The organism is Mycobacterium sp. E2733, assembly GCF_001667585.1.
In the GTDB taxonomy this organism is placed as follows: domain Bacteria; phylum Actinomycetota; class Actinomycetes; order Mycobacteriales; family Mycobacteriaceae; genus Mycobacterium.
Genome location: NZ_LZJZ01000061.1, coordinates 55035 through 80662, shown reverse-complemented (window position 1 = coordinate 80662; position 25628 = coordinate 55035). Strand labels below are relative to the sequence as shown.

At 67.6% G+C, this 25628-nt stretch carries 27 protein-coding genes; 21 read left to right on the top strand and 6 right to left on the bottom strand.

Features of this window, described 5'->3' with window-relative positions; all coding sequences use genetic code 11:
- Window positions 1-34: 34 nt before the first annotated feature.
- From A5678_RS11370 to prfB, 3 genes are read right to left on the bottom strand one after another with little or no spacing between them, the layout of a single operon-like run.
- Window positions 35-514 carry a hypothetical protein gene (locus tag A5678_RS11370; RefSeq protein ID WP_068042206.1) on the bottom strand — a complete coding sequence of 160 codons (480 nt, stop codon included), beginning with the start codon at window positions 512-514 and terminating at the stop codon, window positions 35-37.
- The gene (locus A5678_RS11365) at window positions 511-1506 is read right to left on the bottom strand and encodes a mechanosensitive ion channel family protein (protein WP_068042204.1); all 996 of its coding nucleotides are present in this window, start codon (window positions 1504-1506) and stop codon (window positions 511-513) included. Before A5678_RS11365 ends, A5678_RS11370 begins: the two co-directional genes overlap by 4 nt.
- A complete protein-coding gene (prfB, locus tag A5678_RS11360; RefSeq protein WP_068042201.1) occupies window positions 1496-2602 on the bottom strand; it encodes a peptide chain release factor 2 in 1107 nt (368 codons plus the stop codon). The genes A5678_RS11365 and prfB overlap by 11 nt, the downstream gene beginning before the upstream one ends.
- Window positions 2603-2765: 163 nt before the next feature.
- On the opposite strand from prfB, the gene A5678_RS11355 reads away from it, so the two are divergent.
- Window positions 2766-4133 carry an FAD-dependent oxidoreductase gene (locus tag A5678_RS11355; RefSeq protein WP_068042198.1) on the top strand — a complete coding sequence of 456 codons (1368 nt, stop codon included), beginning with the start codon at window positions 2766-2768 and terminating at the stop codon, window positions 4131-4133.
- Window positions 4134-4148: 15 nt separating this feature from the next.
- On the opposite strand, the gene A5678_RS11350 is transcribed toward A5678_RS11355, so the two are convergent.
- The gene (locus A5678_RS11350; protein WP_068042528.1) at window positions 4149-4946 is read right to left on the bottom strand and encodes a universal stress protein; all 798 of its coding nucleotides are present in this window, start codon (window positions 4944-4946) and stop codon (window positions 4149-4151) included.
- A 196-nt stretch (window positions 4947-5142) separates the two neighbouring features.
- On the opposite strand from A5678_RS11350, the gene A5678_RS11345 reads away from it, so the two are divergent.
- Genes A5678_RS11345 through A5678_RS11335 form a run of 3 tightly spaced genes read left to right on the top strand, consistent with a single transcriptional unit; the run spans window position 5143 to window position 8888 of the window.
- Window positions 5143-7467 carry a nitric-oxide reductase large subunit gene (locus tag A5678_RS11345; RefSeq protein ID WP_068042195.1) on the top strand — a complete coding sequence of 775 codons (2325 nt, stop codon included), beginning with the start codon at window positions 5143-5145 and terminating at the stop codon, window positions 7465-7467.
- Between the two features lie 3 nt (window positions 7468-7470).
- Complete coding sequence (locus tag A5678_RS11340) at window positions 7471-8097, top strand: hypothetical protein (protein ID WP_068042192.1); 627 nt, start codon at window positions 7471-7473, stop codon at window positions 8095-8097.
- Window positions 8094-8888 (top strand): slipin family protein, encoded by a 795-nt coding sequence (locus tag A5678_RS11335; protein ID WP_068042190.1) that lies wholly within the window; start codon window positions 8094-8096, stop codon window positions 8886-8888. Before A5678_RS11340 ends, A5678_RS11335 begins: the two co-directional genes overlap by 4 nt.
- A gap of 50 nt (window positions 8889-8938) precedes the next feature.
- Here A5678_RS11335 and A5678_RS11330 read toward each other — a convergent pair whose 3' ends face one another.
- Complete coding sequence (locus A5678_RS11330) at window positions 8939-9268, bottom strand: hypothetical protein (RefSeq protein WP_068042188.1); 330 nt, start codon at window positions 9266-9268, stop codon at window positions 8939-8941.
- A gap of 33 nt (window positions 9269-9301) precedes the next feature.
- Here A5678_RS11330 and hisN point away from each other — a divergent pair, with 33 nt between their 5' ends.
- The 3 genes from hisN to A5678_RS11315 all read left to right on the top strand — a co-directional run bounded on the left by hisN (window position 9302) and on the right by A5678_RS11315 (window position 12825).
- Entirely contained in the window at window positions 9302-10090 is a 789-nt protein-coding gene (gene hisN / locus A5678_RS11325; RefSeq protein ID WP_068042185.1) for a histidinol-phosphatase, read from the top strand.
- Between the two features lie 84 nt (window positions 10091-10174).
- Window positions 10175-11584 carry an acyl-CoA dehydrogenase family protein gene (locus tag A5678_RS11320; protein WP_068042183.1) on the top strand — a complete coding sequence of 470 codons (1410 nt, stop codon included), beginning with the start codon at window positions 10175-10177 and terminating at the stop codon, window positions 11582-11584.
- 35 nt (window positions 11585-11619) lie between these two features.
- Window positions 11620-12825 (top strand): acyl-CoA dehydrogenase family protein, encoded by a 1206-nt coding sequence (locus A5678_RS11315; protein WP_068042180.1) that lies wholly within the window; start codon window positions 11620-11622, stop codon window positions 12823-12825.
- On the opposite strand, the gene A5678_RS11310 is transcribed toward A5678_RS11315, so the two are convergent.
- Window positions 12818-13675 (bottom strand): oxidoreductase, encoded by an 858-nt coding sequence (locus A5678_RS11310; RefSeq protein ID WP_068042178.1) that lies wholly within the window; start codon window positions 13673-13675, stop codon window positions 12818-12820. The genes A5678_RS11315 and A5678_RS11310 overlap by 8 nt on opposite strands.
- Window positions 13676-13697: 22 nt before the next feature.
- Here A5678_RS11310 and A5678_RS11305 point away from each other — a divergent pair, with 22 nt between their 5' ends.
- From A5678_RS11305 to A5678_RS11240, 14 genes are all read left to right on the top strand, one after another.
- Window positions 13698-14696 (top strand): acryloyl-CoA reductase, encoded by a 999-nt coding sequence (locus A5678_RS11305; protein ID WP_068042175.1) that lies wholly within the window; start codon window positions 13698-13700, stop codon window positions 14694-14696.
- Between the two features lie 22 nt (window positions 14697-14718).
- The gene (locus tag A5678_RS11300) at window positions 14719-15690 is read left to right on the top strand and encodes an NADPH:quinone oxidoreductase family protein (protein WP_068042173.1); all 972 of its coding nucleotides are present in this window, start codon (window positions 14719-14721) and stop codon (window positions 15688-15690) included.
- Window positions 15691-15945: 255 nt separating this feature from the next.
- Window positions 15946-17049, top strand: a complete 1104-nt coding sequence (locus A5678_RS11295; RefSeq protein WP_068042170.1) for a homogentisate 1,2-dioxygenase — start codon at window positions 15946-15948, stop codon at window positions 17047-17049.
- Between the two features lie 2 nt (window positions 17050-17051).
- Complete coding sequence (locus tag A5678_RS11290) at window positions 17052-18233, top strand: alpha/beta fold hydrolase (RefSeq protein WP_068042167.1); 1182 nt, start codon at window positions 17052-17054, stop codon at window positions 18231-18233.
- Complete coding sequence (locus A5678_RS11285; RefSeq protein WP_068042164.1) at window positions 18230-19444, top strand: CaiB/BaiF CoA-transferase family protein; 1215 nt, start codon at window positions 18230-18232, stop codon at window positions 19442-19444. Before A5678_RS11290 ends, A5678_RS11285 begins: the two co-directional genes overlap by 4 nt.
- A complete protein-coding gene (locus A5678_RS11280) occupies window positions 19441-20346 on the top strand; it encodes a hydroxymethylglutaryl-CoA lyase (RefSeq protein ID WP_068042160.1) in 906 nt (301 codons plus the stop codon). The genes A5678_RS11285 and A5678_RS11280 overlap by 4 nt, the downstream gene beginning before the upstream one ends.
- Window positions 20346-20960 (top strand): TetR/AcrR family transcriptional regulator, encoded by a 615-nt coding sequence (locus tag A5678_RS11275; protein WP_082945508.1) that lies wholly within the window; start codon window positions 20346-20348, stop codon window positions 20958-20960. The genes A5678_RS11280 and A5678_RS11275 overlap by 1 nt, the downstream gene beginning before the upstream one ends.
- Window positions 20961-20977: 17 nt before the next feature.
- Window positions 20978-22222, top strand: a complete 1245-nt coding sequence (locus A5678_RS11270; protein ID WP_068042154.1) for an acyl-CoA dehydrogenase family protein — start codon at window positions 20978-20980, stop codon at window positions 22220-22222.
- Window positions 22219-23217 (top strand): phosphotransferase family protein, encoded by a 999-nt coding sequence (locus A5678_RS11265; RefSeq protein WP_197502105.1) that lies wholly within the window; start codon window positions 22219-22221, stop codon window positions 23215-23217. The genes A5678_RS11270 and A5678_RS11265 overlap by 4 nt, the downstream gene beginning before the upstream one ends.
- Entirely contained in the window at window positions 23217-23564 is a 348-nt protein-coding gene (locus tag A5678_RS27040) for a DUF6285 domain-containing protein (RefSeq protein ID WP_068042151.1), read from the top strand. The genes A5678_RS11265 and A5678_RS27040 overlap by 1 nt, the downstream gene beginning before the upstream one ends.
- Window positions 23565-23572: 8 nt before the next feature.
- The gene (locus A5678_RS11255) at window positions 23573-23962 is read left to right on the top strand and encodes a nuclear transport factor 2 family protein (RefSeq protein WP_068042148.1); all 390 of its coding nucleotides are present in this window, start codon (window positions 23573-23575) and stop codon (window positions 23960-23962) included.
- Between the two features lie 33 nt (window positions 23963-23995).
- A complete protein-coding gene (locus tag A5678_RS11250) occupies window positions 23996-24532 on the top strand; it encodes a YceI family protein (protein ID WP_068042524.1) in 537 nt (178 codons plus the stop codon).
- A gap of 30 nt (window positions 24533-24562) precedes the next feature.
- Entirely contained in the window at window positions 24563-24976 is a 414-nt protein-coding gene (locus tag A5678_RS11245; RefSeq protein WP_068042147.1) for a response regulator transcription factor, read from the top strand.
- Window positions 24977-25246: 270 nt separating this feature from the next.
- Entirely contained in the window at window positions 25247-25624 is a 378-nt protein-coding gene (locus A5678_RS11240; protein WP_068042144.1) for an NADH-quinone oxidoreductase subunit A, read from the top strand.
- Window positions 25625-25628: the final 4 nt, after the last annotated feature.

Here is a 25628-nt window from a genome sequence, read left to right as displayed (position 1 = left end):
CCAGTGTAGCCGTGAATTTCGCTGGCAAGCGAAGTCAACTGGCCGGCACCGGCGAACTGGGCGCCGGCCCGGGGCCCGGCTGCGGTAGCTGAGGTGGCGGTGTGGTGGCGCTCGTGCTGGGTGGGCAGAAGGGCGGCGGCAGCAGGCAAGGCAGCTGCGGCAGCTGCACCGGCGGCGTGGTCGTGGTCGTCGTCACCGGTGGTGGGGGCGGCGGCGGCGTGCTCGTCGGGGTCGGCGTGGAGGTGGTGGTGGGCGGCGGCTGCTGCACGCGGCTGCGCGGCACCCAGGTGTAGTTGGGGTCTGGCACGAAGCCCGGCGGCACCACTTGCTGCGCCGGCGGCTTGGGCGTCGGCTCCGGGCGGTAGGTGTCGTAGACCCACCACACGACGAAAAAGGCGACGATCAACACGAGGGTCGACGTGCGGACCCGCCCGCCGAACATGTATTGCGGCCAGCGATGGTCCGCATCCGACTCTTCGCTGCGCCTCTCGAGGATGCTCAGGGTGAACTTCAACGCTGCTGCACCGCACCTTGGACGTCATCGCCGGCTCGCTCCTCGGCGGCCTGAGCGGCCGGCACGGCCGGGTCTTCCACCAGGCCCACCGTCGCGTCCGCCGCGGTCACGATGCCGACGCGGGCCAGCGCTCGAATCACCAGGACTCGCAGCTGCCGGCCGGCCTCGAACTGCTTGCCGGGCAGGGTCCGGGCCACCAGACGCAGGGTGACGGTGTCGAGCTCGATGGTTTCCACGCCCATCACGGTGGGCGCATCCAGCAGCAGGTCACCCAGCACCGGGTTGTCCATCGCACGGTCGCATTCCTGGTGCAACACCTCGTTGACCCGGTTCAGGTCGGCGTTGGTCGACACCGGGATGTCCACCACCGCACGCGCCCAGTCCTTGGACAGGTTGACCACCTTGACGATCTGCCCGTTGGGGATGGTCAACACCTCACCATCGGGTGAGCGCAGCCGGGTCACCCGTAAGGTCACGTTCTCGACGGTGCCGCTGGCTTCCGTCGCGGAGACGACCGTGAGGGTGACCAGGTCTCCGAAGCCGTACTGCCGCTCCGCCAGGATGAAGAACCCGGACAGCAGGTCCCTCACCAGCTGTTGGGCGCCGAAACCCAGCGCGGCACCGACCACGGTCGCTGGGGCGACCAGTCCCCCGACCGAGAACTGCAGCACGTTGGCGATCTGCATGATGACCCAGATGCCGATGATGACCACCGACACCCAGGAGATCACCGAGGCCAGGGCCTGGCGGTGCTTGGACGCTTCCGAGCGCACCAGCGCGTCACTTTCGGCGAAGCCGAGGTTGAGCTGACGGGTGACCTGCTGCGCGATCCAGTTGACGAAGCGGGCCGCGAGCACCGCCACGATCAGCACCATGACGATCCGCAGACCGCGGGTGATGATCCATTGCCCGACGTCGCCGCGCCAGAATTCGTGCCAGCCCAGCGCCTTTATCGAGGCGGTCGAGGCTTGAAGAGTTGTGTTAGTCGTCATCTTTTCGGTTGCGCCACCGGATTCCCGCTTCCAGGAATCCGTCGATGTCTCCGTCCAGGACGGCCGCCGGATTGCCGACCTCGTACTCGGTCCGCAGATCCTTGACCATCTGATACGGGTGCAGGACGTAGGAGCGCATCTGGTTGCCCCACGAACTGCCGCCTTCGCCTTTCAACGCGTCCAGCTCAGCGCGCTCTTCGGAACGCTTGCGCTCCAACAACTTAGCTTGCAGCACGCGCATCGCCGAGATCTTGTTCTGCAGTTGGGATTTTTCGTTCTGGCAAGTCACGACGATACCCGTTGGAATGTGGGTTAAACGAACCGCCGAGTCGGTGGTGTTCACCGACTGGCCGCCGGGACCGCTGGAGCGGTAAACATCAACGCGCACATCGCCTTCCGGAATGTCGATGTGATCGGTGGTTTCCACCACGGGAAGAACCTCGACTTCGGCGAACGACGTCTGACGTCGACTTTGGTTGTCAAACGGACTGATCCGCACCAACCGGTGGGTGCCTTGCTCGCTTGCCAACGTGCCGTACGCGAACGGAGCGTGCACCGCGAACGTCGCGCTCTTGATGCCCGCCTCCTCGGCGTAGGAGGTGTCGAACACTTCGACGGGGTATTTGTGCTGCTCCGCCCACCGGATATACATCCGCATCAGCATCTCGGCCCAGTCGGCGGCGTCCACCCCGCCGGCGCCGGATCGGATGGTGACCAGCGCCTCACGCTCGTCGTACTCCCCGGAGAGCAGGGTGCGCACCTCAGTGGCCTCTATATCGGCGCGCAGCGCCTTCAGCTCGGCGTCCGCCTCGGCGAGCGTATCCGCCGCGCCCTCCTCGGTCGCCAGCTCGTAGAGCACCGGCAGGTCGTCGAGGCGCCCGCGTAGCTCCTCGATCCTGCGCAGCTCCCCCTGGGCGTGTGACAACTCACTGGTCACCCGCTGCGCGCGGGCCTGGTCATCCCACAATTGGGGATCGGACGCCTCGTGTTCGAGCTTCTCGATGCGGCTGCGCAGACCGTCCACATCGAGCACCCGCTCCACCGTGGTCAGGGTGGAGTCAAGGGCGGCGATGTCGGCTTGACGGTCGGGTTCCACAGCGGACAACGTTACCGGGGCCCGCCAAGCGCCTCCGCTCCCGGCGAGTGCTCAGGTCACGACCAGCGGTCATGCGTTTAGCATCGAGTCACGATCATGTGCACCCCGCGCCCGCGCGCCGACAGCCCCCGCGCGCTAACCGGGCACGAATAGAAGGTCGAGTATGCGCCCATACCACGTTGCAATCGTCGGCTCCGGACCGTCGGGGTTCTTCGCCGCGTCATCCCTGCTGAAGGCGGCCGACGGGTCCGAGGACATCGATGTGGCCGTCGACATGCTCGAAATGCTGCCGACCCCCTGGGGGCTGGTGCGTTCCGGGGTCGCGCCCGACCACCCGAAGATCAAGTCGATCAGCAAGCAGTTCGAGAAGACCGCCGAAGATCCCCGCTTCCGATTCTTCGGCAACGTGGTGGTCGGTGAGCACGTGCAGGCCAGCGAGCTGGCCGAACGCTATGACGCCGTCGTCTACGCCGTCGGGGCGCAGTCCGATCGTGCGCTCAACATTCCCGGTGAGGACCTGCCGGGCAGTGTCGCCGCCGTCGACTTCGTCGGCTGGTACAACGCGCATCCCAATTTCGAGGAGGCGACGCCCGATCTCTCGGGCGCCCGCGCCGTCGTCGTCGGCAATGGCAACGTGGCACTCGACGTGGCACGCATCCTGGTCACGGATCCCGACGCGCTGGGGCTCACCGATATCGCCGATCACGCGCTCGATTCGCTGCGGCCGTGCGGCGTCGAGGAAGTGGTGGTGCTGGGCCGGCGCGGCCCCCTGCAGACCGCCTTCACCACGCTCGAGCTGCGTGAGCTGGGAGACCTCGAAGGGGTCGACGTAATCGTCGACCCCGCCCAGCTGGAGGGCGTGACCGACGAGGACGCGGCCGCGGCAGGCAAAACGGCCAAGCAGAACATCAACGTGCTCCGTGGCTATGCACAGCGCGAAGCGCGTCCCGGTCACCGTCGGATCGTGCTGCGATTCATGACCTCTCCCATCGAGATCAAGGGCCAGGACCGGGTGGAGCGGATCGTGCTGGGCCGCAACGAACTGGTGACCGACGAGAACGGGCGGGTGTCCGCCAAGGACACCGGTGAGCGCGAGGAACTGCCGGTTCAGCTGGTGGTGCGGTCGGTCGGCTACCGCGGGGTGCCGACCCCGGGGCTGCCGTTCGACGAGAAGACCGCGACGATCCCCAACACCGCGGGCCGCGTGGCGGGCAGCCGCAACGAATACGTCGTCGGATGGATCAAGCGCGGGCCGACCGGTGTCATCGGCACCAATAAAAAGGACTCCCAGGACACCGTCGACACCCTGCTCGCCGACCTGGAGCGCGCGAAAGAAGGCGGTCTGGCCGAGTTCCCCGACGACCACGCCGACAAGCTGGCCGAGTGGCTCGCCTCACGCCAGCCCAAGCTGGTGACCTCGGCGCACTGGGAGATCATCGACCGCCATGAGCGTGCGGCCGGGGAGCCGCATGGGCGCCCCCGCGTCAAGCTGCCCAACCTGACCGAGCTGTTGCGGGTCAGCCACGGCTGATTTCCATTCCCGCTGTCACAAGTTGCTGCACCGGATCGCCAGCACGGAATGCGCCGCGTTGCAGCACTGGTCGGCGGTATGACAGTCGGTGACCAGCAACTGGCCCGCTTCTGGGTTGGCCCGGAGGTACTGCTCCGCGCTGCCCCGCACAATCGTGGGCTCCACCCGCACGTCGGGATAGAGCCGCTTCCACCGCGCCAGTCGTCGAGTCAATTGCGCCTGCGCCGAACGCGTTCCGGCACCGGCATCGTGCGCGTCGTCACCCCGGCACACCCAGAGTGCGCGCAGTGTGGCTTTCCGCAGCCTCGCCTCCTCGAACGCGTGCCGCAGCACCATGCCGTTGTCGACGTCGACCACGACGCTGCCGACCTTTGGCGTTGCCGACCGTCTCGCCGGCTGGCGGATCACGGCCACCGGGCACCGGGCGGAGCGGGCCAAGGACGATGCGACGGAGGTTTCGCCATGGCAGGCATGGTTGAGTCCGATCGAACCGATACACATCATTGCCGCCGACCTCGACTCCTCCGTCAGCTTGGTCAGCGGCCTCCCGGAAACGATCTCGGTCTCGATCTTGACGGGAACGCTGGTGGCGTCGACGGACCGATGGGCGTCGGCCAGCGCCGTCCGTGCGGCGGCCAGGCGCGTCTCGCAGGCCTGCGCGGTGGAGGCGTCCTGCGGATCGACCACGTAGATCAACCGCATCGGGATGTCCCGGCTGGCCGCCTCGTCAACCGCCCACAGAGCCGCCTGCGTCGCCGCCCTCGATCCGTCCACCCCTACGACGACTGCCGGACCGGGATAGCTATTGCTCATCGCGGTCTCCTCTGCTGAGCTGTACGCGGGCAACTTCACGTCGCTGAGCCATGACGGTACGACCGGGAATGCCTCTGTCCCAGGGGCATTGGTCCCGAAATTGAGGCCCTTGGCCACTACGGACCGGCGGCGGCGAGGTTGGCGTTCCCACCGGCACGACAACCGAATTCATGCTTGTAGACGGGAGAACTCGCATATGGCCGCTCAACCGACCGTTCAACAGGCATCCTCGCAGCCCCTGGTAGGCAAAGGCTGGATTCAGGGCGTCGCCCTGGTGATGATCTTCGGCTTCCTGGTCATGGGCATCCTGGCCTACCGCACGTACTCGGCGTCGATGCCAATGCCGGACAAGGTCGTCAACGAGTCGGGCCAGCCGCTGTTCACCGGCGACGACATCACCCGCGGGCAGGAGCTCTACCAGACTCGCGGCCTCATGGAATACGGCTCGGTGCTGGGGCACGGCGCATACCTGGGACCTGACTACACCGCGGAATACCTGCGGATGGCGACGCAGGACGTCGGCGATCAGCTGCGCGCGCAAGGGGTGGCCGACCCGCATGACCGGGTGGTCACGGAGTTCCGCACCAATCGCTACAACGCCAACACCAAGACGTTGGTCTTCACCGACCGGCAGGCCGCGGCGTTCGACCGCATTCAGCGCCACTACGCCGGTTTCTTCGGCGAGAACTCGACCAAATACGGACTGCTGCCCCAGATGATCACCGACAAGACGCAGATCCACGACCTGACGGCGTTCTTCGCCTGGACTGCTTGGGCGGGCGCGGCAGAACGCCCCGGCCACAAGTACAGCTACACCAACAACTGGCCGGCCGAATCACGCGTCGACAACGGGCCCACCGCGCCGGTGATCGTGTGGTCGGCGCTGTCGCTCATCGCGTTGCTCGGTGGCATCGGCATCATGTTCGCGGTCTACGGGCGGTGGAGCCAGAAAGTCGGCTGGCACGGCGCCGAGGGATCCACGCTGTCGTTCCGTCAACCGGGCCAGGTGAGCCTGACGCCGGCGCAGCGGGCCACCATCTGGTTCTTCGCCATCGTGTCGGTGTTGTTTCTGGCACAGACGCTGCTGGGTGCGGCGGCCGAGCATTACCGGGCCGACTTGTCGAACTTCTTCGGATTGGACCTTGCCCGGATCCTGCCGTACAACCTGGCCCGCACGTGGCATGTGCAACTGGCGCTGTTCTGGACCGCGGCGGCATTTCTTGCCGGTGGCATCTTCCTGGTGCCGTTCATCGCGCGCCGCGAGCCGCGCCGTCAGGGCCTGCTGGCCTACGTGCTGCTGGGCGCGGTCGCTGTGGTGGTGTTCGGTTCGCTGATCTGCGAGGCGCTCTCGATCTACGGAGTGATCCCGCATGGGTTCCTCTCCCAGCAGTGGGAGTACCTCGACCTGCCGCGGCTGTTTCAGATCCTGCTGATCGTCGGCATGTTCGTGTGGATTGCGATCATCTTCCGGGGCATGCGTGCCCGGCTCAAAGGCGAATCGAAGATGAACATGCCGTGGTTGTTCTTCTTCTCCGGACTGGCGATCCCGGCGTTCTACACCGTCGGGCTATTGGCCAGCAGCGGCACGCATTACACCGTCGCCGAATTCTGGCGTTTCTGGGTGGTGCACCTGTGGGTGGAGGACTTCCTCGAGCTGTTCACCACCGTGATGGTGGCCTACATGTTCGTGTTGCTAGGCGTGGTGCGCGAACGGATCGCGCTGGGCGTGATCTTCCTTGACGTCATCCTGTACTCCGCGGGCGGCGTCATCGGGACCATGCACCACCTGTACTTCTCGGGCACCCCGGTGGAACACATGGCGCTGGGCGCGTTCTTCTCGGCGGCCGAGGTCATTCCGTTGACCTTCCTCACCGTCGAGGCGTGGGCGTTCCTGCAGCTGGGTTCGCGGCAGCAGTCGGGCGACTCCAACCCCTTCCCGCATCGCTGGGCGGTGATGTTCCTGGTGGCGGTCGGATTCTGGAACTTCTTGGGGGCCGGCATCTTCGGCTTCCTGATCAATCTGCCGATCGTGTCCTACTACCAAATCGGCACCGCGCTGACCGCCAACCACGCCCACGGCGCGATGATGGGGGTCTACGGCATGCTTGCCGTCGGCCTGGCCATGTTCGCTTTCCGCTACGTGATCCCGGCCGACAAATGGCCGGAGAAGTTGGCTCGAACTTCGTTCTGGTGCATGAACATTGGTCTCGCGTGGATGGTGTTCGTCACCCTGTTGCCGCTGGGCGTCCTGCAGCTCTACCACTCGGTCAACGACGGCTACTTCGAGGCTCGTTCGCTGGGCTACATCACCAGACCCGGCAATGCGGTGATCGAATGGCTGCGGATGCCGGGCGACATCATCCTGATCGTCGGCGGCGTGCTGCCGTTCGTCTGGATCGCGTTGACCGCCTTGCGCAATTTCCGCACGGGTTCAACGGTTCAGGAATTGCCCGAACACCCCCTGTACGTCGAAGCCCCAACCGAGCCGGAGGCCGGTGCCGCGGTGTCGGCGAAGGACTGAGCTGTGACTCAACCGGCTGCCACCGTATGGCTGATCGCCGGCTATTCCCTTGCCCTACTGGCCATCGGCTGGAGTTTCGACTCGATGGCCCGACGGGCCTCGGCGCGCGCGGCCTGTTGGCGCACAGGCCAATTCACCTACCGGCCCGACCATGACGCCTGGGTGTGTCCACAGGATCATTGGCTGTGGCCGACTTCGTTCGATCCGCGGCACCGGGTCATGCGCTATCGCGCCCAACCGGTGGTGTGCAACAGCTGTCCCGTCAAGTCCAGTTGCACGACGTCCGATCACGGCCGGGAGGTCAGCCGCGAGGTGGACCCGTGGCCGCATTCGGATGCGGGGCGGTTCCACCGCGGGATCGCCTGCTGCGTGGCCGGCTTCGGAATCGTGCTGCCGCTGGCCACGTTGGTCGCCAACCACTCGGGCGCCGACGTGTTGGTCTTGACCGGAACCGTCGGAGTCGTCGCGCTGCTCGGCCTGCCGCTGGTCCGCCACTTGTGGAACACCCCGGCCAACGCACCGGACCACCTCCCGCACCGCACCGCGCTCGAGGACCAGGCGGCCGCGGCGATAGACAAATATTCCACTCGCTGGGGCGGCTGGGAAAGCAAGGAGGGCAAGACAACATGACCGCCGTCGTGATCGTCGTCGTCGCCGGGATTGTCACGCTCGCCGTGCTCGCGAGGTGGTCGCTGGCCGTGCTGCGCGAGTACGAACGCGGAGTCGTCTTCCGGATGGGGCATGTGCGCCCGCTGTACGGTCCCGGACTTCGTTTCCTCATCCCGTTTTTGGACACGATGATCCGGGTGGACCAGCGACTGGTGACGTTGACCATTCCCCCGCAGGAGGTGATCACCCGCGACAACGTGCCGGCCCGGGTCAACGCCGTCGTCATGTTCCAGGTGATGGAGCCGCTGAAAGCGATTCTGGCGGTGGAGAACTACGCGGTGGCCACCTCCCAGATCGCCCAGACGACGCTGCGTTCGCTACTCGGCCGGGCCGACCTGGACACCCTGCTGGCACACCGGGAGGACCTCAACAGCGACCTGCGCACGATCATCGAAAAGCAGACCGAACCCTGGGGCGTGCAGGTCCGCGTCGTGGAGATCAAAGACGTCGAGATTCCCGAGTCGATGCAGCGGGCGATGGCCCGCGAAGCCGAGGCCGAACGGGAACGCCGCGCCAAGGTCATCAACGCGCGCGGAGAATTGCAGGCTTCCGAAGAGCTGCGGGAAGCGGCAGAGACCCTCTCGAAGAGCCCCGCCTCGCTGCAATTGCGTTATCTGCAGACGCTGTTGGAGTTGGGCGCGGACCAGAATTCGACCGTCGTCTTCCCGCTGCCGGTGGACATCATCACGCCGTTTTTGCGGCACCCGGAGGTACTACGGAGCGTGGTCGACAACTTCAACAACCGCGGGTGATCGCGAGCGCGACGGTCATCACGCGCCCGCCCGCGGCCGGCTGAGGGGAGCTAGACCGGGGGTGGCTCGGGCGGTGCGAATCTCCAGTTGTCGGGGTTTTTCGGCGAGTACACCACCGGAAGCAACTGGCCCATGGTCGGCCATTGGTCGACATCGACCGCCATGCGCTGATACACCGCGTGTTCGCTGATTGTGGGCCCGTTGATCACACCGGCGATGGTGACGAACTGTTCACCGGTGGCATCCGGGCGCGGGCTCACCCCGGTGACCAGCAGCGTGCCGTTCAGCACCTCGCCGCGGGGGCCGCGTGGGAGGAATCGCTGGGCGAGGGCAACCGCCAAGACGGCCACCAACAGGATCAGCACACCGAATTCCCACACGCCGCCATGGTAGGGCCGTGATAGGACTGCGTCATGAGTCGGGACGATGTGACGTTGGCGCTGACGCTGGCCGACCGCGCCGACGCGCTGACGTCGGCCCGATTCGGTGCGCTCGACCTGCGCGTCGACACCAAGCCGGACCTGACGCCGGTCACCGACGCCGATCGCGCGGTGGAGACCGGCCTGCGGGAGGCGCTCGGTCGCGAGCGGCCGCACGACAGCGTCGTCGGCGAGGAGTTTGGCGGAACCACCACTTTCAGCGGACGCCAGTGGATCATCGACCCCATCGACGGCACCAAGAACTTCGTGCGCGGCGTGCCGGTCTGGGCCAGTCTGATCGCGCTCCTCGAAGACGGCGTGCCCACGGTCGGCGTCGTCAGCGCACCCGCTCTGCAGCGTCGGTGGTGGGCGGCCCGCGGTGAGGGCGCCTTCGTCGCGGTCGACGGTGCGCCGCCGCGGCGGCTCTCGGTTTCCTCGGTGGGACAGTTGGATTCGGCCAGCCTGTCATTCTCCAGCCTGTCCGGCTGGGCGCAACGCGGCCTACGGGAACGCTTCATCTCGCTGACCGACGCCGTTTGGCGGGTGCGCGCCTTCGGCGACTTCCTCTCCTACTGTTTGGTGGCCGAGGGGGCGGTCGACATCGCCACCGAACCCGAGGTGTCCGTCTGGGACCTCGCGGCCCTCGATGTCCTGGTGCGCGAGGCGGGCGGGACGTTCACCGGCCTGGACGGCGTCGCGGGGCCGCATCGCGGCAGCGCGGTGGCGACCAACGGGCCGCTGCATGAACCCGTGCTTCGCAGCCTCGACGCCGGCGGTCTGTGAATTAGTTAACAACTGTTCTCTGTGATCTTACTCCGGAGTAAGATAGGCTTATCCGCACTGCCCCGACTACTACAGGCTGCCGACATGACCGACACTGGTTCCGGTTCAACACAGAGTTCGAAATCCGCCCGCTCGCGCCGCAAACGGAAAGACCAGCAGAGCGCGGTCGGGCTGCAACCCCACAAGCGCACCGGCGTCGACATCGCCATCGCGCTGCTCACCCCGCTGATGGGCCAGGAATTCCTGGACAAGTACCGCCTGCGTGACCCGGTCAATCGGGGGCTGCAGTACGGCACCAAGACCGTCTTCTCCACGGCCGCGGCCGCCTCCCGCCAGTTCAAACGGCTGCAGAATCTGCGCGGCGGACCGACGCGGCTGAAGTCGAGCGGCAAGGACTACTTCGACCTGACGCCCGACGACGACCAGAAGATGATCGTCGAGACGCTCAACGAATTCGCCGAGGAGGTGCTGCGGCCCGCGGCGCACGATGCCGACGAGGCGGCGACCTACCCGCCCGACCTGATCGCCAAGGCCGCCGAGTTGGGCATCACCGCGATCAACATCCCGGAGGACTTCGACGGCATCGCCGCCCACCGCTCCAACGTGACCAACGTGCTGGTGGCCGAGGCGCTCGCCTACGGCGACATGGGTCTCGCGTTGCCGATCCTGGCCCCCGGGGGCGTGGCCGCAGCACTGACCCACTGGGGCAGCGCGGACCAGCAGGCCACCTATCTGCACGAGTTCGCCGGCGAGAACGTTCCCCAGGCCTGCGTCGCCATCGCCGAGCCGCAACCGCTGTTCGACCCCACCCGCCTGAATACCACCGCGGTGCGCACACCGAGCGGCTACCGCCTCGACGGCGTCAAGTCGCTGGTCCCGGCGGCGGCCGAAGCGGAGCTGTTCATCGTCGGCGCGCAGCTGGACGGCAGGCCCGCCCTGTTCATCGTCGAGTCGTCGACGAAAGGCCTTACCGTCAAGGCCGATCCGAGCATGGGCATCCGCGCGGCGGCCCTGGGCCACGTCGAGCTGTCCGGCGTCACCGTTCCGCTGAGTGCGCGGCTTGGCGAGGACGAGGCGACCGATGACGACTACTCGGAGGCCATCGCGCTGTCCCGGCTGGGCTGGGCGGCGCTGGCGGTGGGCACCTCGCACGCGGTGCTCGACTACGTCGTGCCCTACGTGAAGGAGCGCGAGGCCTTCGGGGAGCCGATCGCGCACCGTCAGGCCGTCGCGTTCATGTGCGCCAACATCGCGATCGAACTGGACGGGCTGCGGTTGATCACCTGGCGCGGCGCGGCCCGGGCCGAACAGGGCCTCCCCTTCGTTCGCGAGGCGGCGCTGGCCAAGCGGCTGGGGGCCGACAAGGGCATGCAGATCGGCCTGGACGGTGTGCAGTTGCTCGGCGGCCACGGCTTTACGAAAGAACACCCGGTCGAGCGTTGGTATCGCGACCTGCGGGCCATCGGCGTGGCCGAGGGCGTCGTGGTCATCTAGGCCGTTATCAGACCCGGACTACCGAAAGACCAATCATGGCAATCAATCTGGAACTGCCCCGCAAGCTGCAAGCGGTCGTCGTCAAGACCCATCAGGGCGCCGCGGAGCTGATGCGGCCGATCGCGCGCAAGTACGACCTCTCCGAACACGCCTACCCGGTCGAACTCGACACGCTGTACAACCTGTTCGCCGGAGCATCGGAATCGATCGAATTCGCCGGGGCCGACAACCTGGGCGATGAAAACCAGGACAGGGACCAGAACCACAACGGCGCCAACATGGCTGCGCTGCTGCAGACCCTGGAGGCCTGCTGGGGCGACGTCGCGATGATGCTGTCGGTCCCCTATCAGGGCTTGGGCAACGCGGCCATCTCCGCCGTGGCCACCGAAGAACAGCTGGAACGGTTGGGCAAGGTGTGGGCGGCGATGGCCATCACCGAGCCGGGCTTCGGTTCGGACTCGGCGGCGGTGTCGACCACCGCCAGGCTGGACGGCGATGAGTACGTGATCAACGGCGAAAAGATCTACGTCACCGCCGGTTCGCGCGCCACTCACATCGTGGTGTGGGCCACGCTGGACAAGTCGCAGGGGCGTGCGGCGATCAAGTCGTTCATCGTGCCGCGCGAGCACCCCGGTGTCACGGTCGAGCGGCTCGAACGCAAGCTCGGCATCAAGGGCTCCGACACCGCGGCTATCCGGTTCGACAACGTCCGTATCCCCAGGGAGAACCTGCTGGGGAACCCGGAAATCGAAGTCGGCAAGGGCTTTTCCGGTGTGATGGAGACGTTCGACAACACCCGGCCCATCGTGGCCGCCATGGCCATCGGGGTCGGTCGCGCCGCCCTGGAGGAGATCCGCAAGATCCTCACCGAGGCCGGCGTGGAGATCTCCTACGACAAACCGTCGCATGCCCAGAGCGCCGCGGCGGCCGAGTTCCTGCGGATGGAGGCCGACTGGGAGGCCGCCTACCTGCTGGCGCTGCGGGCGGCCTGGCAGGCCGACAACAAGATCCCCAACTCCAAAGAGGCGTCGATGAGTAAGGCGAAGGCCGGCCGCATGGCCAGCGACGTCACTCTCAAGACCGTCGAATTGGCTGGCACCACAGGCTATTCCGAGCAATCGATGCTGGAGAAGTGGGCACGCGACTCCAAGATCCTGGACATCTTCGAGGGCACGCAGCAGATCCAGCAGTTGGTGGTCGCCCGCCGCCTGCTGGGGCTGTCGTCGGCCGAGCTCAAGTAGCGACCGCGTTCAGCCGTTCGCGCACGTCGTCGTCGAGTTCGATGGACGCGACGTCGAGGTTCTCCTCGAGGTGTCGCACCGACGACGTTCCCGGGATCAGCAGCACGTTGGGCGCCAGGCTCAGCGTCCACGCCAGCGCGACCTGCGCCGGCGTACGCCCGAGCCGCTCGGCGGCGTCGACCACGACTTGATGAGTGAGGACCGGGTTCGGCCGCATGAAGGCCGCCCCCAGGGGGAAGAACGGAACGAACGCGATCCCGCGCGCTGTGCACTCGGCAAGCACCGGCTCCGACTCGCGCTGAACCACATTGAACGCGTTTTGCACGCAGGCGATTTCGGTGCGCTCGCAGGCATGCAGTAGGTGTTCGTGGTTGACGTTGCTCAGCCCGATGCCGCCGATCAGCCCCTCGTCACGGGCTTCGATCATGACCGACAGCTGGTCGTCGAACAGCTGATCCGGCGCGTCGCTTTCGAACACGCGCAGGTTGACCGCGGCCAACTGCTCGACGCCGAGGGCCCGCAGATTCGTCTCGATGTCGCGGCGCAGGTCGGCCGGCGCGTTGACCGGCAGCCAGCCGCCGGCGTCGTCGCGACGCCCGCCCACCTTGCTCACCAGCGCCAGGTTCTCCGGATACGGGTGCAGCGCCTCGCGGATGAGCTCGTTGGCGATGTCGGGACCGTAGAACTGGGCGGTGTCGATGTGGTCGACGCCGAGTTCGACCGCCCTCCGCAGCACGGCCAGCGCTTCGTCGCGGTCCCCCGGCGGGCCGAACGCGTTCGGGCCCGGCAACTGCATGGCGCCGAAGCCCACCCGGGAGACCGAAAAGCGACCGAGTGGAAAGGAATCCATACGGTGAGGTTAGCGTCGAGGGATGGACACGTTTCAAGCGCTCGTCGCTCGCGAAGATGGTGACCGGATAACCGCGTCGGTCGAGACTATGAGCCAGTCGGACCTGCCGCCCGGTGAGGTGACGATCCGGGTGCTCTATTCGAGCGTCAACTACAAGGATGCGCTGGCGCTGACGCCCGGCGGCGGCGTGGTGCGCAGTTACCCGGTGGTGCCGGGCATCGACCTGACCGGCGAGGTTGTCGAGTCTGGGTCACCCGACTTCACCGTCGGCGAGGAGGTGCTGGCCCACGGATATCAGATCGGCACCGGCCACCACGGCGGCTACGCCGAATACGCGCGGCTGCCGGCGGACCAGGTCGTCGCCCTCGGCTCGTTGAGCCCGCACGAGGGCGCCGCGATCGGCACCGCCGGCTTCACCGGCGCGATGAGCGTGCAGGCGCTGATCAATTGGGGAGTCGAACCGGGCGCCGGGTCGGTGGTAGTGACCGGCGCATCCGGCGGCGTCGGCTCGGTCAGCGTGGACCTGTTGGCCGCCAAGGGGTATCGAGTGGTCGCCTCGACCGGCAAAGAGGGGGCGGCGGGGCTGCTGAAAGAGCTTGGCGCCGCGGAGGTTATCGGGCGGCTGCCGGAAGACCCCGACGCCAAACCGCGGCCGCTGGCCAAGGCGCGCTGGGCGGCCGCGGTGGACTGCGTCGGCGGCGCGACGCTGGCCGACGTGCTCAGCGCCGTCGACTACGGCGGTGCGGTGGCCTGTAGCGGCCTCACCGGTGGTCCGGCATTGAAGACCACGGTGATGCCGTTCATCCTGCGCGGCATCGCGCTGCTGGGGATGGATTCGGTGCAGATGCCGATCGGCCCGCGCCGCAAACTGTGGGCGCTGCTGGGCGATTCGTTGCGGCCGCGTCATCTCGACGCACTCACCAGCGACGTCGACGTCAAAGACGTGGTCGATGTGCTGGATCAGGTGCGCGCCGGCAAGTTCACCGGGCGGGCGGTGGTGCGGGTCACCGGCGGATTCTGAGTCGGCAGTAGGCTGACCGACCATGCGAGCTGCACGGGTGATTCGGCTGGACGGTCCGGACGCGATCGAGGTGGCGGAGGTCGACGAACCGTCGGGTGACGGCGTGGTCGTCGATGTGTACGCCGCCGGCGCCGCCTTCCCGGACGCCCTACTGACCCGGGGCCTCTACCAGTACCGCCCCGAGCCGCCGTTCGTGCTGGGGGCCGAGATCGCCGGCGTGGTGCGTTCGGCGCCGGACGACGCACACGTGAAGGCCGGTGACCGGGTCGTCGGGTTGACGATGCTGTCCGGCGGCATGGCCGAGGTGGCGATCCTGCAGCCCGACCGGGTGTTCAAGCTCCCCGACAACGTGAGTTTCGAGGCCGGCGCCGGGCTGCTGTTCAACGACCTCACGGTGTATTTCGCCCTGACGGTGCGCGGCCGACTGGCCCAGGGCGAGACGGTGCTGGTGCACGGCGCCGCCGGCGGCATCGGGACGTCGACCCTGCGCCTGGCGTCGTTGCTCGGCGCGTCGCGCACCATCGCGGTCGTCAGCACCGAGAAGAAGGCGGACGTCGCGACCGCCGCCGGGGCCACCGACGTGGTGCTGGCCGCCGGGTTCAAGGACGCCGTCAAGGAGCTCACCGGGGGCCGCGGCGTCGACGTCGTACTCGACCCGGTCGGCGGCGACCGGTTCACCGACTCGCTGCGCTCGCTCGCCCCGGGCGGACGGCTGCTGGTCGTCGGCTTCACCGGGGGCGACATTCCGACGGTGAAGGTTAACCGGTTGCTGCTCAACAACATTGACGTGGTCGGCGTGGGCTGGGGCGCCTGGACGGCGACCCATCCCAACGCGCTGGCCGAGCAGTGGGCCGGACTCGAAAAGCTTCTCGCCTCGGGCCGGCTCGCTCCCCCCACCCCGGAGGTCTACCCCTTGGACGAGGCCGCCGCCGCGGTCGCTTCCCTGGAGCACCGCACCGCCAAGGGCAAGGTTGTGGTGCGCGTCCGCGACTGAAGCGATGCACACCCGCCCCACCAGCCCCGGTCCGAAAGGTATCGGCTCTTTGCCCGCCTCCGAGCGACAACCAGGCCCCGGCATGGCGTCCGGCGGGTTTTTCGCTGTGAGGCGGGCACATCGGATGCCATTCCCGGCCAGGGACGGGCGTGGCCTGTGTGACTGCTGACGAACTGCCGCCCGGCCTTGTGCACGCCAGGAACAAAAAGTAATGTCACTTTCAGTTTTAGCCGCCACCCGAGCCGGGAGTCAGCCATGGAATCCTTCGTTCACTTGCGAAAAGGGAAAACGCCACGCCGGCTCCATGCCGATCTGGACGGGCTCAAGGACGACGAGCTGGGCCGCGGCGGATTCACCGGCCGCACGGCGATCCTTTACCGCCGCCACGACCCCACCGCCTACCGGTCGGTCGGCCCCCTGCGCCCGGTCGACGTGTTGGCCGGCGAGCTCAAGCCCAGTGACGCCACCGACGCCGACGGCACGCCCCTGCTGATGTTCAGCAACGCCGACTGCCGAATCCTGTTGAGCCGCCGCCACGAACCGATGCCGTTCTACACCCGCCATGTCGACGGCGACCTGCTGTGCTTCGTCCACCAGGGCGCCGGCCTGGTCGAAACCGAGTTCGGGCCGCTGCGCTACTCCGAAGGCGACTGGGTCTACCTTCCCAAGGCGTGCACCTGGCGTCAGGTCCCCGATGGCGAGACGACGCTGCTCATGGTCGAGGCGACCGACGAGTTCCGGGTGCCGCCGCCCGGTCCCCTGGGCCGCCACTTCCCGTTCGACCCGTCGCAGATGACCATCCCCGACCCGGCGCCCATCGATCCGGACCCTTTCCAAGACGGCAGGGACGAGTACGAGGTCCGGCTCGTCCACGAGGGCGGCCCCACAACGCTGTTCTACCAACATAATCCCCTCGACATCGAGGGCTGGCGCGGCGACAACTTCCCGTTCACGTTCAACATCGCCGACTACAACGTGGTCACCTCCGACAGCGTCCACCTGCCGCCGACGGTCCACCTGTTCATGCAGGCCACCGGCGTCTACGTGATGAACTTCCTGCCGAAGCCCGCCGAAGGCGTCGCCGGCACCGAGCGCACACCGTGGTATCACCGCAATGTCGACTACGACGAGATCGCCTTCTTCCACGGCGGCTCGCTCTATGGCATCCCGATGCCCCCCGGGCTGATTTCCCATGCGCCGCAAGGCGTTCACCACGGCGCACCGGAGAAGGCACGAGAACGGGCGCGCCGCAAGTTCGACGAGTATTCCCGCGTCGACTGGCAGGTGATCGCCGTCGACACCCGCCGGCGCCTGACCCCCTCGCCCGAGGTGCTGGCACACGACCTAGGACAACACTGAACATGACGACCCGCCACGAATACGAACGAATCCCCTATCTCGTTGCCTTCCAGAACAATTCCGGCGTCCGCGACGTCTACGGCGGTCTGGCCGAGATCACCGTGCTGGAGAGCTACCTGCTCAGGCCCAAAGACAAGCCGTCGGACACCGTGCTGGTGTTCATGCACCCGATCGGCGGCGGGGCCTACCTGCCGATGACGGGCGCGCTGGCCCGGGCCGGCCATCACGTCATCTACTGCAACAGCCGGTTCCGCGGCACCGACTCGGCGCTGCTGATGGAGAAGGTGGTCGAGGATCTCGGCGAGTGCATCAAGGACGCCAAGAAGCGGCTGGGCTACCAGAAAGTGGTGTTGGCCGGGTGGAGCGGTGGCGGCTCGTTGTCGATTTTCTACCAGCAGCAGGCCCAGCACCCGACGATCACGTCGAGCCCGTCCGGTGACGGCCCCGACCTGACCGCCCTGGACCTGCCCGCCGCCGACGGGATCATGCTGCTGGCGGCGCACATCAGCCGGCACGGCACGCTGACCGAATGGCTCGACGCGTCCATCCTCGACGAGTCCGACCCCACCAAGCGCGATCCCGAGCTGGACCTGTACAACCCGGACAACCCGAACCAGCCGCCCTACAGCCAAGAATTCCTGGCCCGCTACCGCAACGCACAGATCGAACGCAACCGGCGCATCACCGCGTGGGTCAAGCACAAACTCGCCGAACTGAAGGCGGCCGGGCGCGCGCAAGACGAATTCTGCTTCGTCGTGCACGGCACCATGGCCGACCCGCGCTGGCTGGACCCGACCGTCGATCCCAACGAACGCAGCCCGGGAACCTGTTACCTGGGGGATCCTCAAGTGGTGAACATGAGCCCGGTCGGGTTGGCCCGCTTCTCCACGCTGCGCGGCTGGCTCTCGCAATGGAGTTACGACGAAGCCCGCGGTGACGGGGTGGCCTGCGGCGCCGACATCGCGGTCCCGGCGCTGGTCATCGGCAACCTGGCCGACGACGCCTGCACGCCCAGCCACACCCGGCGGCTCTTCGACGCGATCGGGCATCATGACAAGGAGATGCACGAAATCCCCGGCGCCACCCACTATTACGCCGGCCCCGACCAGCGCGACAAGCTGCGCGCGGCCGTCGACATCGTGACCGGCTGGCTGGTCCGCCACGACTTCGCGGACAAAGAATGACCGGTCCAGCCCCAGCGGGACCGCTGGACGGCGTCCGGGTGCTCGAGTTGGGCACGCTCATCGCGGGCCCTTTCGCCGGTCGGCTGCTGGGCGACATGGGCGCCGACGTCATCAAGGTGGAGCCCCCCGGCGCCCAGGACCCGTTGCGCACCTGGGGTCAGGCCGAGCTCGACGGGCAACACGTCTTCTGGACGGTGCACGCGCGCAACAAGAGAGCGATCACCCTCGACCTCCGTCGGCCGCGTGGCCGCGAGTTGTTCTGCGACCTCGTCCAGAAGTCGGACATCATCGTCGAGAACTTCCGCCCGGGGACGCTGGAGAAATGGGACCTGGGTTACGACGTGCTCAGCGCCCGCAACCCGGGCATCATCCTGGTTCGGGTGTCCGGCTACGGCCAGACCGGGCCCGACGCGCACAAGGCCGGCTATGCCTCGGTGGCCGAGGCGGTTAGCGGGCTGCGCTATCTCAACGGCTTCCCCGGCGGCCCGCCGCCCAGGCTGGCGCTCTCGCTCGGCGACACGCTGGCCGGCATGTTCGGCGCACAGGGAGCCATGGCGGCGCTGTACCGCCGCAGCATCACCGGGCGCGGCCAGGTGGTGGACGTCGCGCTGACCGAATCATGTTTGGCCGTGCAGGAATCCACCATCCCCGACTACGACGTCGGCGGCGTGGTGCGCGGACCGTCGGGCACGCGGCTGGAGGGCATCGCGCCGTCCAACATCTATCGCAGCGCCGACGGCTCGTGGGTGGTGATCGCCGCCAATCAGGACACCGTCTTCGCCCGGCTGTGCAAGGCGATGGGCCGCCCGGAGCTGGCCACCGACGACCAGTTCGCCACACACGTCGCCCGCGGCCGCAATCAGGACGAACTCGACGAGATCATCGGCGCGTGGGCCGCGGAACGCCGGCCCGCCGACATCATCGAAACCCTCAGCGCCGCAGGGGTGATCGCCGGGCCGATCAACACCGTCGCCGAGGTGGTCAACGACCCGCAGCTGCGGGCCCGCGGCATGCTGGTCGAGCACTTCGACGAAAGGATCGGGCGGGATGTTCTGGGACCGGGCGTCGTGCCGGTGCTCACGGAATCGCCGGGCCGCGTGCGCAACGCCGGGCCCGCCCGTCCCGGCCAGCACAACGCCGACGTCTACATCGGGCTGCTGGGCAAGACCGCCGAGGAACTCGAGGAGTTACGGGCCGAGGAGGTGCTGTGACGCACGTCGACATCCGCGAGGTGGCACTGCGCGACGGTCTGCAGATCGAAACGCCGATTCCCTTGTCGGCCAAGCTCGAACTGCTGGCCGCGATCGCCGCGACCGGGGTCCGCGAGGTCGAGGCCACGGCGTTCGTCTCGCCGTCGAAGGTGCCGTCGATGGCCGATGCCGCCGAGCTCGCCGCCCACTTGCACGACTACCCCGACATCGAGTTCTCCGCCCTGGTCGCCAGCCCGAACGGAGCCAAGCGAGCCGTCGCGGCGGGGCTGCGCTCGATCGAGTATGTGGTTGCCGCCGATGACACCTTCAGCCAGGCGAACGTCGGGCGAACCAGCGCCGAGGCCGCCGACCAGATCGGTGAGATCGTCGCGATCGCGCACGACGGCCCCTCCGGCGTTCCTGCCACCGTCGAGGTGGTGATCGCCACCGCGTGGGACTCCCCGTTCGAAGGCCCCACCCCGCCCGAGCGGGTGCTCGAGATCGCCGCGGCCGCCCGCGACCGCGGCGCCGACCGCCTGTCCATCGCCGACACGATCGGCACCACCACCCCGGGACGCGTCAGTTCGCTGATCGCGCAACTGCGTCCGGTGATCGGCGACCTGCCGCTGGGTGGCCATTTCCACAACACCCGCGGCTCCGGGCTGGCCAGCGCCTACGCCGCGGTCAGCTCCGGGGTGACCCGGCTGGACGCCTCGGTCGGCGGGTTGGGCGGCTGCCCGTTCGCGCCCGGCGCCACCGGCAACATCGCTACCGAAGACCTGGTGTACCTGCTGCGCGACAGCGGCGTCGATGTCGACGTCGACCTGCAGGCCGCCATCGCCGCGGCCGGCGTCGCCAGATCCGTTGTCGGCCATGACCTGCCGAGCGCCCTGCTGCGGGCCGGCGACCGGATGCGGACCTGATGCCCGCTCCGGAGGCGCTCACTGCCAAGGGCCGCCAGACCCGGCAGGCCCTCGAGATGGCCGCCCGAAAGCTGTTCGCCGAGCGTGGTTTTCACGGCACCACGCTGGCCGACATCACGTCGGCGGCCGGCAAGTCGCCCGCCGTGTTCTACCGTTACTTCGCCGACAAGGAAGACCTGCTCGCCGCACTGGCGGAGTCCTTCCTGCATGACGTGGTGACACCGTCCGGGTTGAGCGTCGAGCTACCGGACTCGCCGGAGGACGACGCGTTCTTCACCTCGGTGGTCACCGGGTATTGGAACATGTTCAAGCAGAACATCGGCATCATGATCGCGGTGGCCCAGCTGGCCGCCACCCAGCGACGCTTCGCGGCCGTCCAGAACGAATTCCGCCGCTTCGGCATGGACATCGTCGCCGCCTCGGTCCATCGCGCCCAGGAGCAGGGCTACGGAACCGAGCTCGACCCGCAACACACCGCGGCGGCCATCGCCCTGCTGTTCGAGAACTTCACCACCGTCTTCGTCGGTCCCTCTAACCTGGGCATCAAGATCAGCGACAAGGATGCCATCACCACCCTGTCCACGATCTGGAAGAAAACCCTCTACGGCGCTTGAGCCTTTAGGAGACAACTGTGGATTTCACACTCCCCGAACACCTTCCGCGTCTGCTCGCGGAGATGGACGAGTTCATCGAGGCCGAGATCAAACCGCTGGAACGCGAACACATCCAGTACTTCGACAAGCGCCGCGAGCATGCCCGCACCGACTGGGACAACGACGGCATCCCGACGCGCGAGTGGGAGGACCTGCTCGCCGAGATGCGCAGGCGCGCCGACAAAGCCGGCTGGCTGCGGTACGGGCTACCGGCGTCGCTGGGCGGCCGGGACGGCACCAACGTCGACATGGCCGTCATCCGGGAGCACCTGGCGCACAAGGGCCTCGGCTTGCACAACGACCTGCAGAACGAGTCCTCGATCGTCGGGAATTTCCCGCAGGTGATCATGATGGAGCGCTTCGGCACCGAGGAGCAGCGACGGCTCTGGTCCGAGGCGCTGATCACCGGGGAACGTTCCATGGCGTTCGGACTGACCGAGCCTCAGCACGGCTCGGACGCGACATGGCTCGAGACGCGCGCGCAGGCCGACGGCTCAGGCTCGCAGGGGTGGGTGATCAACGGCGCCAAGCGGTTCAACACCGGAGTCCACCGGGCCACCCACGACCTGGTGTTCGCGCGCACCTCCGGCGAGCCCGGCCAGGCGTGGGGCATCACGGCGTTCCTGGTGCCGACGGATGCGCCCGGGTTCACCGTCCCCTACTACTGGTGGACGTTCAACATGCCGACCGATCACGGCGAAGTCCGGTTGACCGACGTCAGGGTGCCCGCCGATGCGGTGCTGGGTGAGGTGGACCGCGGGCTGGAGGTCGCGCAGACGTTCCTGCACGAGAACAGGATTCGGCAGGCGGCCAGCAGCCTGGGCGCGGCCCAGTACTGCATCGACCGGGCCGCCGAATACGCCGGCAAACGGAACGTCTTCGGCAAGCCGCTGTCGGTCAATCAGGCCGTGCAATGGCCGCTGGCCGAATTGCAGACCGAAGCCCAAATGGTACGGCTGCTGGTGGCCTATGCCGCCTGGCATCTGGACCGGGACCACCACATGGAGGTCTCCGACAAAGTGTCGATGGCCAACTATCGCGCCAACCGGCTCGTCTGCGACGCCGCCGACCGGGCCATGCAGATCTTCGGTGGCCTCGGCTACAGCCGGCACGAGCCGTTCGAGCACATCTATCGCCACCACCGTCGCTACCGGATCACCGAGGGAGCGGAGGAGATCCAGATTCGCCGGGTGGCGCAGCGGCTGTTTAAGTTCGGCAAGTGACGTCGACCGAGGATCTGGCCCCGCAGATCGCCGCGAAACTGGCCAGCGTGCTCGCGCCGGTCCTCGGCGCCGACGTCGCGGTTGAGAACCTGCGCGCGCTGACCGGGGGCGCCAGCCGCTCCACCTGGGCGTTCAACGCGGTGGCCGGCGAGCGACGCCACGCGCTGATCCTGCGCACCGGCGCACCCGACGACGTGCACGCCGGCATGGAGCTGGAGGCGCGCGCCCAGGCCGCCGCCGCTGCGGCGGGCGCACCGGTCCCCCACATCCTCATCGCCAACGATTCACCTGCCGCACTGGGGAATCCGTTTCTGATCTGCGACGAGATCGCGGGCGAGACCATCGTCCGGCGCATTCAGCGTCAGCTCGACGCCGCGGGCGGACAAGCGGCCCGCGGGGAGCTGCTGCGGCAATGCGCGCAGGCCCTGGCGGCCATCCACCGCGCCGACCCGCGCATCCCCGGTCTGGCCCCCGAGGATCCCCTGGCACAGTGGCGGGAGCGGCTCGACGCCATGGGTGACACCACGGCCACCTTCGAATGGGCGTTTCGCTGGCTGGAGGCCAACCGGCCTGGGGCGTCGGCGGACGTTCTCGTGCACGGGGACTACCGGATGGGCAACCTCATCGTCGACGGATCCCGCCTCGCCGCCGTCCTCGACTGGGAGCTGGTACACCGCGGCGACCCGTACGACGACCTGGCCTGGTTCTGCATCCGCGCCTGGCGTTTCGGCGCCCCGGCCGGCCTCGGCGCCGGCGGCCTGGGCAGCATCGAGAGCTTCCTGCACGCCTACGAGCAGGCCGGCGGGACTAGCGTTGACCGCGTGGCGTTTCACTGGTGGCTGGTGCTGGCCACGCTGCGCTGGGGAGTGATCTGCCGCTACCAGGCGGAGCGGCATTTGACCGGTCAATTCCGCTCGGTGGAGTTGGCCACGATCGGTCGCCGCGTGTGCGAAACCGAATGGGACCTGCTCGACCTGCTCGAAGGGGTCGCCTGATGATCGGCGCGTACGGGCGCCCGCTCGCCGCCGAGCTGGTGGCCGCGGTGGCCGAATTTTTGGAGAGCGACGTGCGGGCGGCGACCAGCGGGCAGGTCAACTTCCACGCGAGGGTGGCCGCCAACGCGTTGCGCATCGTCGAGCGGGAACTGCTCGACGAGAGCGAGAGCGAATCCCGCGAAGCGCTGACCGACCTCGGTTTCGCCGACGAGGAGGAGCTGGCCGCCTCGATACGGGCCGGCGAGATGGACGGCCGGGCCATGGAAGTCACCGCCTGCCTGCGCACATTGGTGCGGCGCCGGCTGGCGGCCGCCCATCCCGGATACGACAGCGACGACAGCGGATAGGAGCCAGCATGGCCGGTGCGAGCGCGGAAATCATTGCCGACGCGGCGGACCGCCTGTTCGCGGCGATCGAAAAGGGTGACTTCGCCGCGGTTGACCGGATGTGGAGCGACGACATCGCGGTGTGGCGAGTCGGCGCGCGCCGCGATGACGGCAAGGCCCGCGCGCTGCGGGTCATCGACTGGTTCATCACCGCGACCACCGAGCGCCGCTACGAAATCCTGGACCGGCGATTCTTCGAGGGCGGCTTCGTCCAGCAGCACATCCTGCACGCGACCGGCCATGCCGGCCAATCGATCTCGATGCGGGTGTGCATCGTGATCAGGGTGGGCAGCGACGGGCTGCTCGACCGGATCGACGAATACTTCGACCCCGCCGAGATCGCGCCGTTGATCGACTAGGCGTTAGATTCGCCACGACAGATGGGGGTGACGATGACGACTTTGGAAACACTTCTGAACGATCCCGACCTGGCCGGCGTGTGGAACCTCGTCCCCGACCGCTCCGCCATCACCTTCAAGATCCGAAACATGTGGGGCCTGCTGAACGTGAAGGGCCGCTTCACCGAGTTCAGCGGCGACGGCCAACTGACGGGCAAGGGGGCGGTTTTCGGCCGCCTCGACATCCGCGCGGCCTCCCTGGACACCGGCATCGGCCGTCGCGACAAGCACCTGCGCTCGGCCGACTTCTTCGACGTCGAGCGTTTCGGGGAGATCAGCGTCGTCATCACCGCGGTGCACCCGACCAAAGGCAAGGCCGCGGACCTCCGCGCCGCCTTCACCATCAAGGGCATCACCGCACCGCTGCCCCTGTCCGCCACGATCACCGAGCTCGACGACGGTTCGATCCGGATCGCCGGGGAAACCAAGGTGGATCGCACCCAGTTCGACCTGGGCTGGAACCGGCTCGGCATGATCGGCTCGACGGCGACGGCGGCGGCCGATGCGGTCTTCGTGCGGGCTGCCCAGTGACGCCGGTGCGACACCAGTAGCATCTGCACCGTGTCCGACTCCAGCCCCGAATCCAGCGTTGCCCTGCGGATCCTGGTCTACAGCGATAACGCCAAGACTCGCGAACAAGTCATCCGGGCGCTGGGCAAGCATCTGCATCCGGACCTGCCCGAGCTGACCTACCTCGAGGTGGCGACCGCCCCGATGGTGGTGCGCCAGATGGACGAGGGCGGCATCGACTTGGCCATTCTCGACGGGGAGGCCACGCCCACCGGCGGCATGGGAATCGCCAAGCAACTCAAAGACGAACTCGCCACGTGCCCACCGATCCTGGTGCTCACCGGCCGTCCGGACGACGCCTGGCTGGCGAACTGGTCGCGGGCCGAAGCCGCGGTGCCGCATCCCATCGATCCCATCGTCCTGGGCCGTACGGTGCTCGGACTGCTCCGCACTCCCACCCGCTAGCCCTTTCACCTGCGGTAATACCGCGGCTACCAGCCCAACCGCGGGCGCGGAACACGCGTTGGCACGCCCCTTGCCACGCGGGGCGCCGAGCCGCCCGGTTGCGGCGACACAAAAACGAGGCGAATACCCCCACCCCGGCAAAACACACCCGTCTTCGCGACGCTATGTTGGGAAGGTCACTGTGGTGGCCCGCAGTCCGGGTACATCACAGCAGCCCGCCCCCGCCCGGCCGCCCCACCGGCGACCCGTACGAGGAGATCTTGGAGCGACTTGAACGTCTACATACCCATCCTGGTGCTCGGCGGGATAGCCGCGGCCTTCGCCGTGGGATCGGTCGTGATCGCGAGCTTGGCCGGGCCGTCGCGCTACAACAAGTCGAAGATGGCCGCATACGAATGCGGCATCGAGCCGACCGAAACATCGGTGAGTGGCCCGCACGCGACGCCCGGGCAGCGGTTCCCGGTGAAGTATTACCTGACCGCAATGCTCTTCATCATCTTCGACATCGAGATCGTGTTCTTGTATCCCTGGGCGGTCAGTTACGACGCGCTCGGAACGTTCGCGTTGGTCGAGATGGTGGTGTTCATGCTCACGGTTTTCGTGGCGTACGCCTACGTGTGGCGCCGCGGCGGCCTGACGTGGGATTGAGGTA

Bases quoted from the DNA above. Each gene is read 5' to 3' on its own strand.
- hisN (WP_068042185.1), top strand. From the start codon at position 9,302: ATGAGTCGGGACGATGTGACGTTGGCGCTGACGCTGGCCGACCGCGCC.
- A5678_RS11315 (WP_068042180.1), top strand. From the start codon at position 11,620: ATGGCAATCAATCTGGAACTGCCCCGCAAGCTGCAAGCGGTCGTCGTC.
- A5678_RS11355 (WP_068042198.1), top strand. From the start codon at position 2,766: ATGCGCCCATACCACGTTGCAATCGTCGGCTCCGGACCGTCGGGGTTC.
- A5678_RS11250 (WP_068042524.1), top strand. From the start codon at position 23,996: ATGACGACTTTGGAAACACTTCTGAACGATCCCGACCTGGCCGGCGTG.
- A5678_RS11310 (WP_068042178.1), bottom strand. From the start codon at position 13,675: ATGGATTCCTTTCCACTCGGTCGCTTTTCGGTCTCCCGGGTGGGCTTC.
- A5678_RS11290 (WP_068042167.1), top strand. From the start codon at position 17,052: ATGACGACCCGCCACGAATACGAACGAATCCCCTATCTCGTTGCCTTC.
- A5678_RS11320 (WP_068042183.1), top strand. From the start codon at position 10,175: ATGACCGACACTGGTTCCGGTTCAACACAGAGTTCGAAATCCGCCCGC.
- A5678_RS11275 (WP_082945508.1), top strand. From the start codon at position 20,346: ATGCCCGCTCCGGAGGCGCTCACTGCCAAGGGCCGCCAGACCCGGCAG.
- A5678_RS11345 (WP_068042195.1), top strand. From the start codon at position 5,143: ATGGCCGCTCAACCGACCGTTCAACAGGCATCCTCGCAGCCCCTGGTA.
- A5678_RS11285 (WP_068042164.1), top strand. From the start codon at position 18,230: ATGACCGGTCCAGCCCCAGCGGGACCGCTGGACGGCGTCCGGGTGCTC.
- A5678_RS11350 (WP_068042528.1), bottom strand. From the start codon at position 4,946: ATGAGCAATAGCTATCCCGGTCCGGCAGTCGTCGTAGGGGTGGACGGA.
- A5678_RS27040 (WP_068042151.1), top strand. From the start codon at position 23,217: ATGATCGGCGCGTACGGGCGCCCGCTCGCCGCCGAGCTGGTGGCCGCG.
- A5678_RS11255 (WP_068042148.1), top strand. From the start codon at position 23,573: ATGGCCGGTGCGAGCGCGGAAATCATTGCCGACGCGGCGGACCGCCTG.
- A5678_RS11305 (WP_068042175.1), top strand. From the start codon at position 13,698: ATGGACACGTTTCAAGCGCTCGTCGCTCGCGAAGATGGTGACCGGATA.
- A5678_RS11295 (WP_068042170.1), top strand. From the start codon at position 15,946: ATGGAATCCTTCGTTCACTTGCGAAAAGGGAAAACGCCACGCCGGCTC.
- A5678_RS11365 (WP_068042204.1), bottom strand. From the start codon at position 1,506: ATGACGACTAACACAACTCTTCAAGCCTCGACCGCCTCGATAAAGGCG.
- A5678_RS11300 (WP_068042173.1), top strand. From the start codon at position 14,719: ATGCGAGCTGCACGGGTGATTCGGCTGGACGGTCCGGACGCGATCGAG.
- A5678_RS11335 (WP_068042190.1), top strand. From the start codon at position 8,094: ATGACCGCCGTCGTGATCGTCGTCGTCGCCGGGATTGTCACGCTCGCC.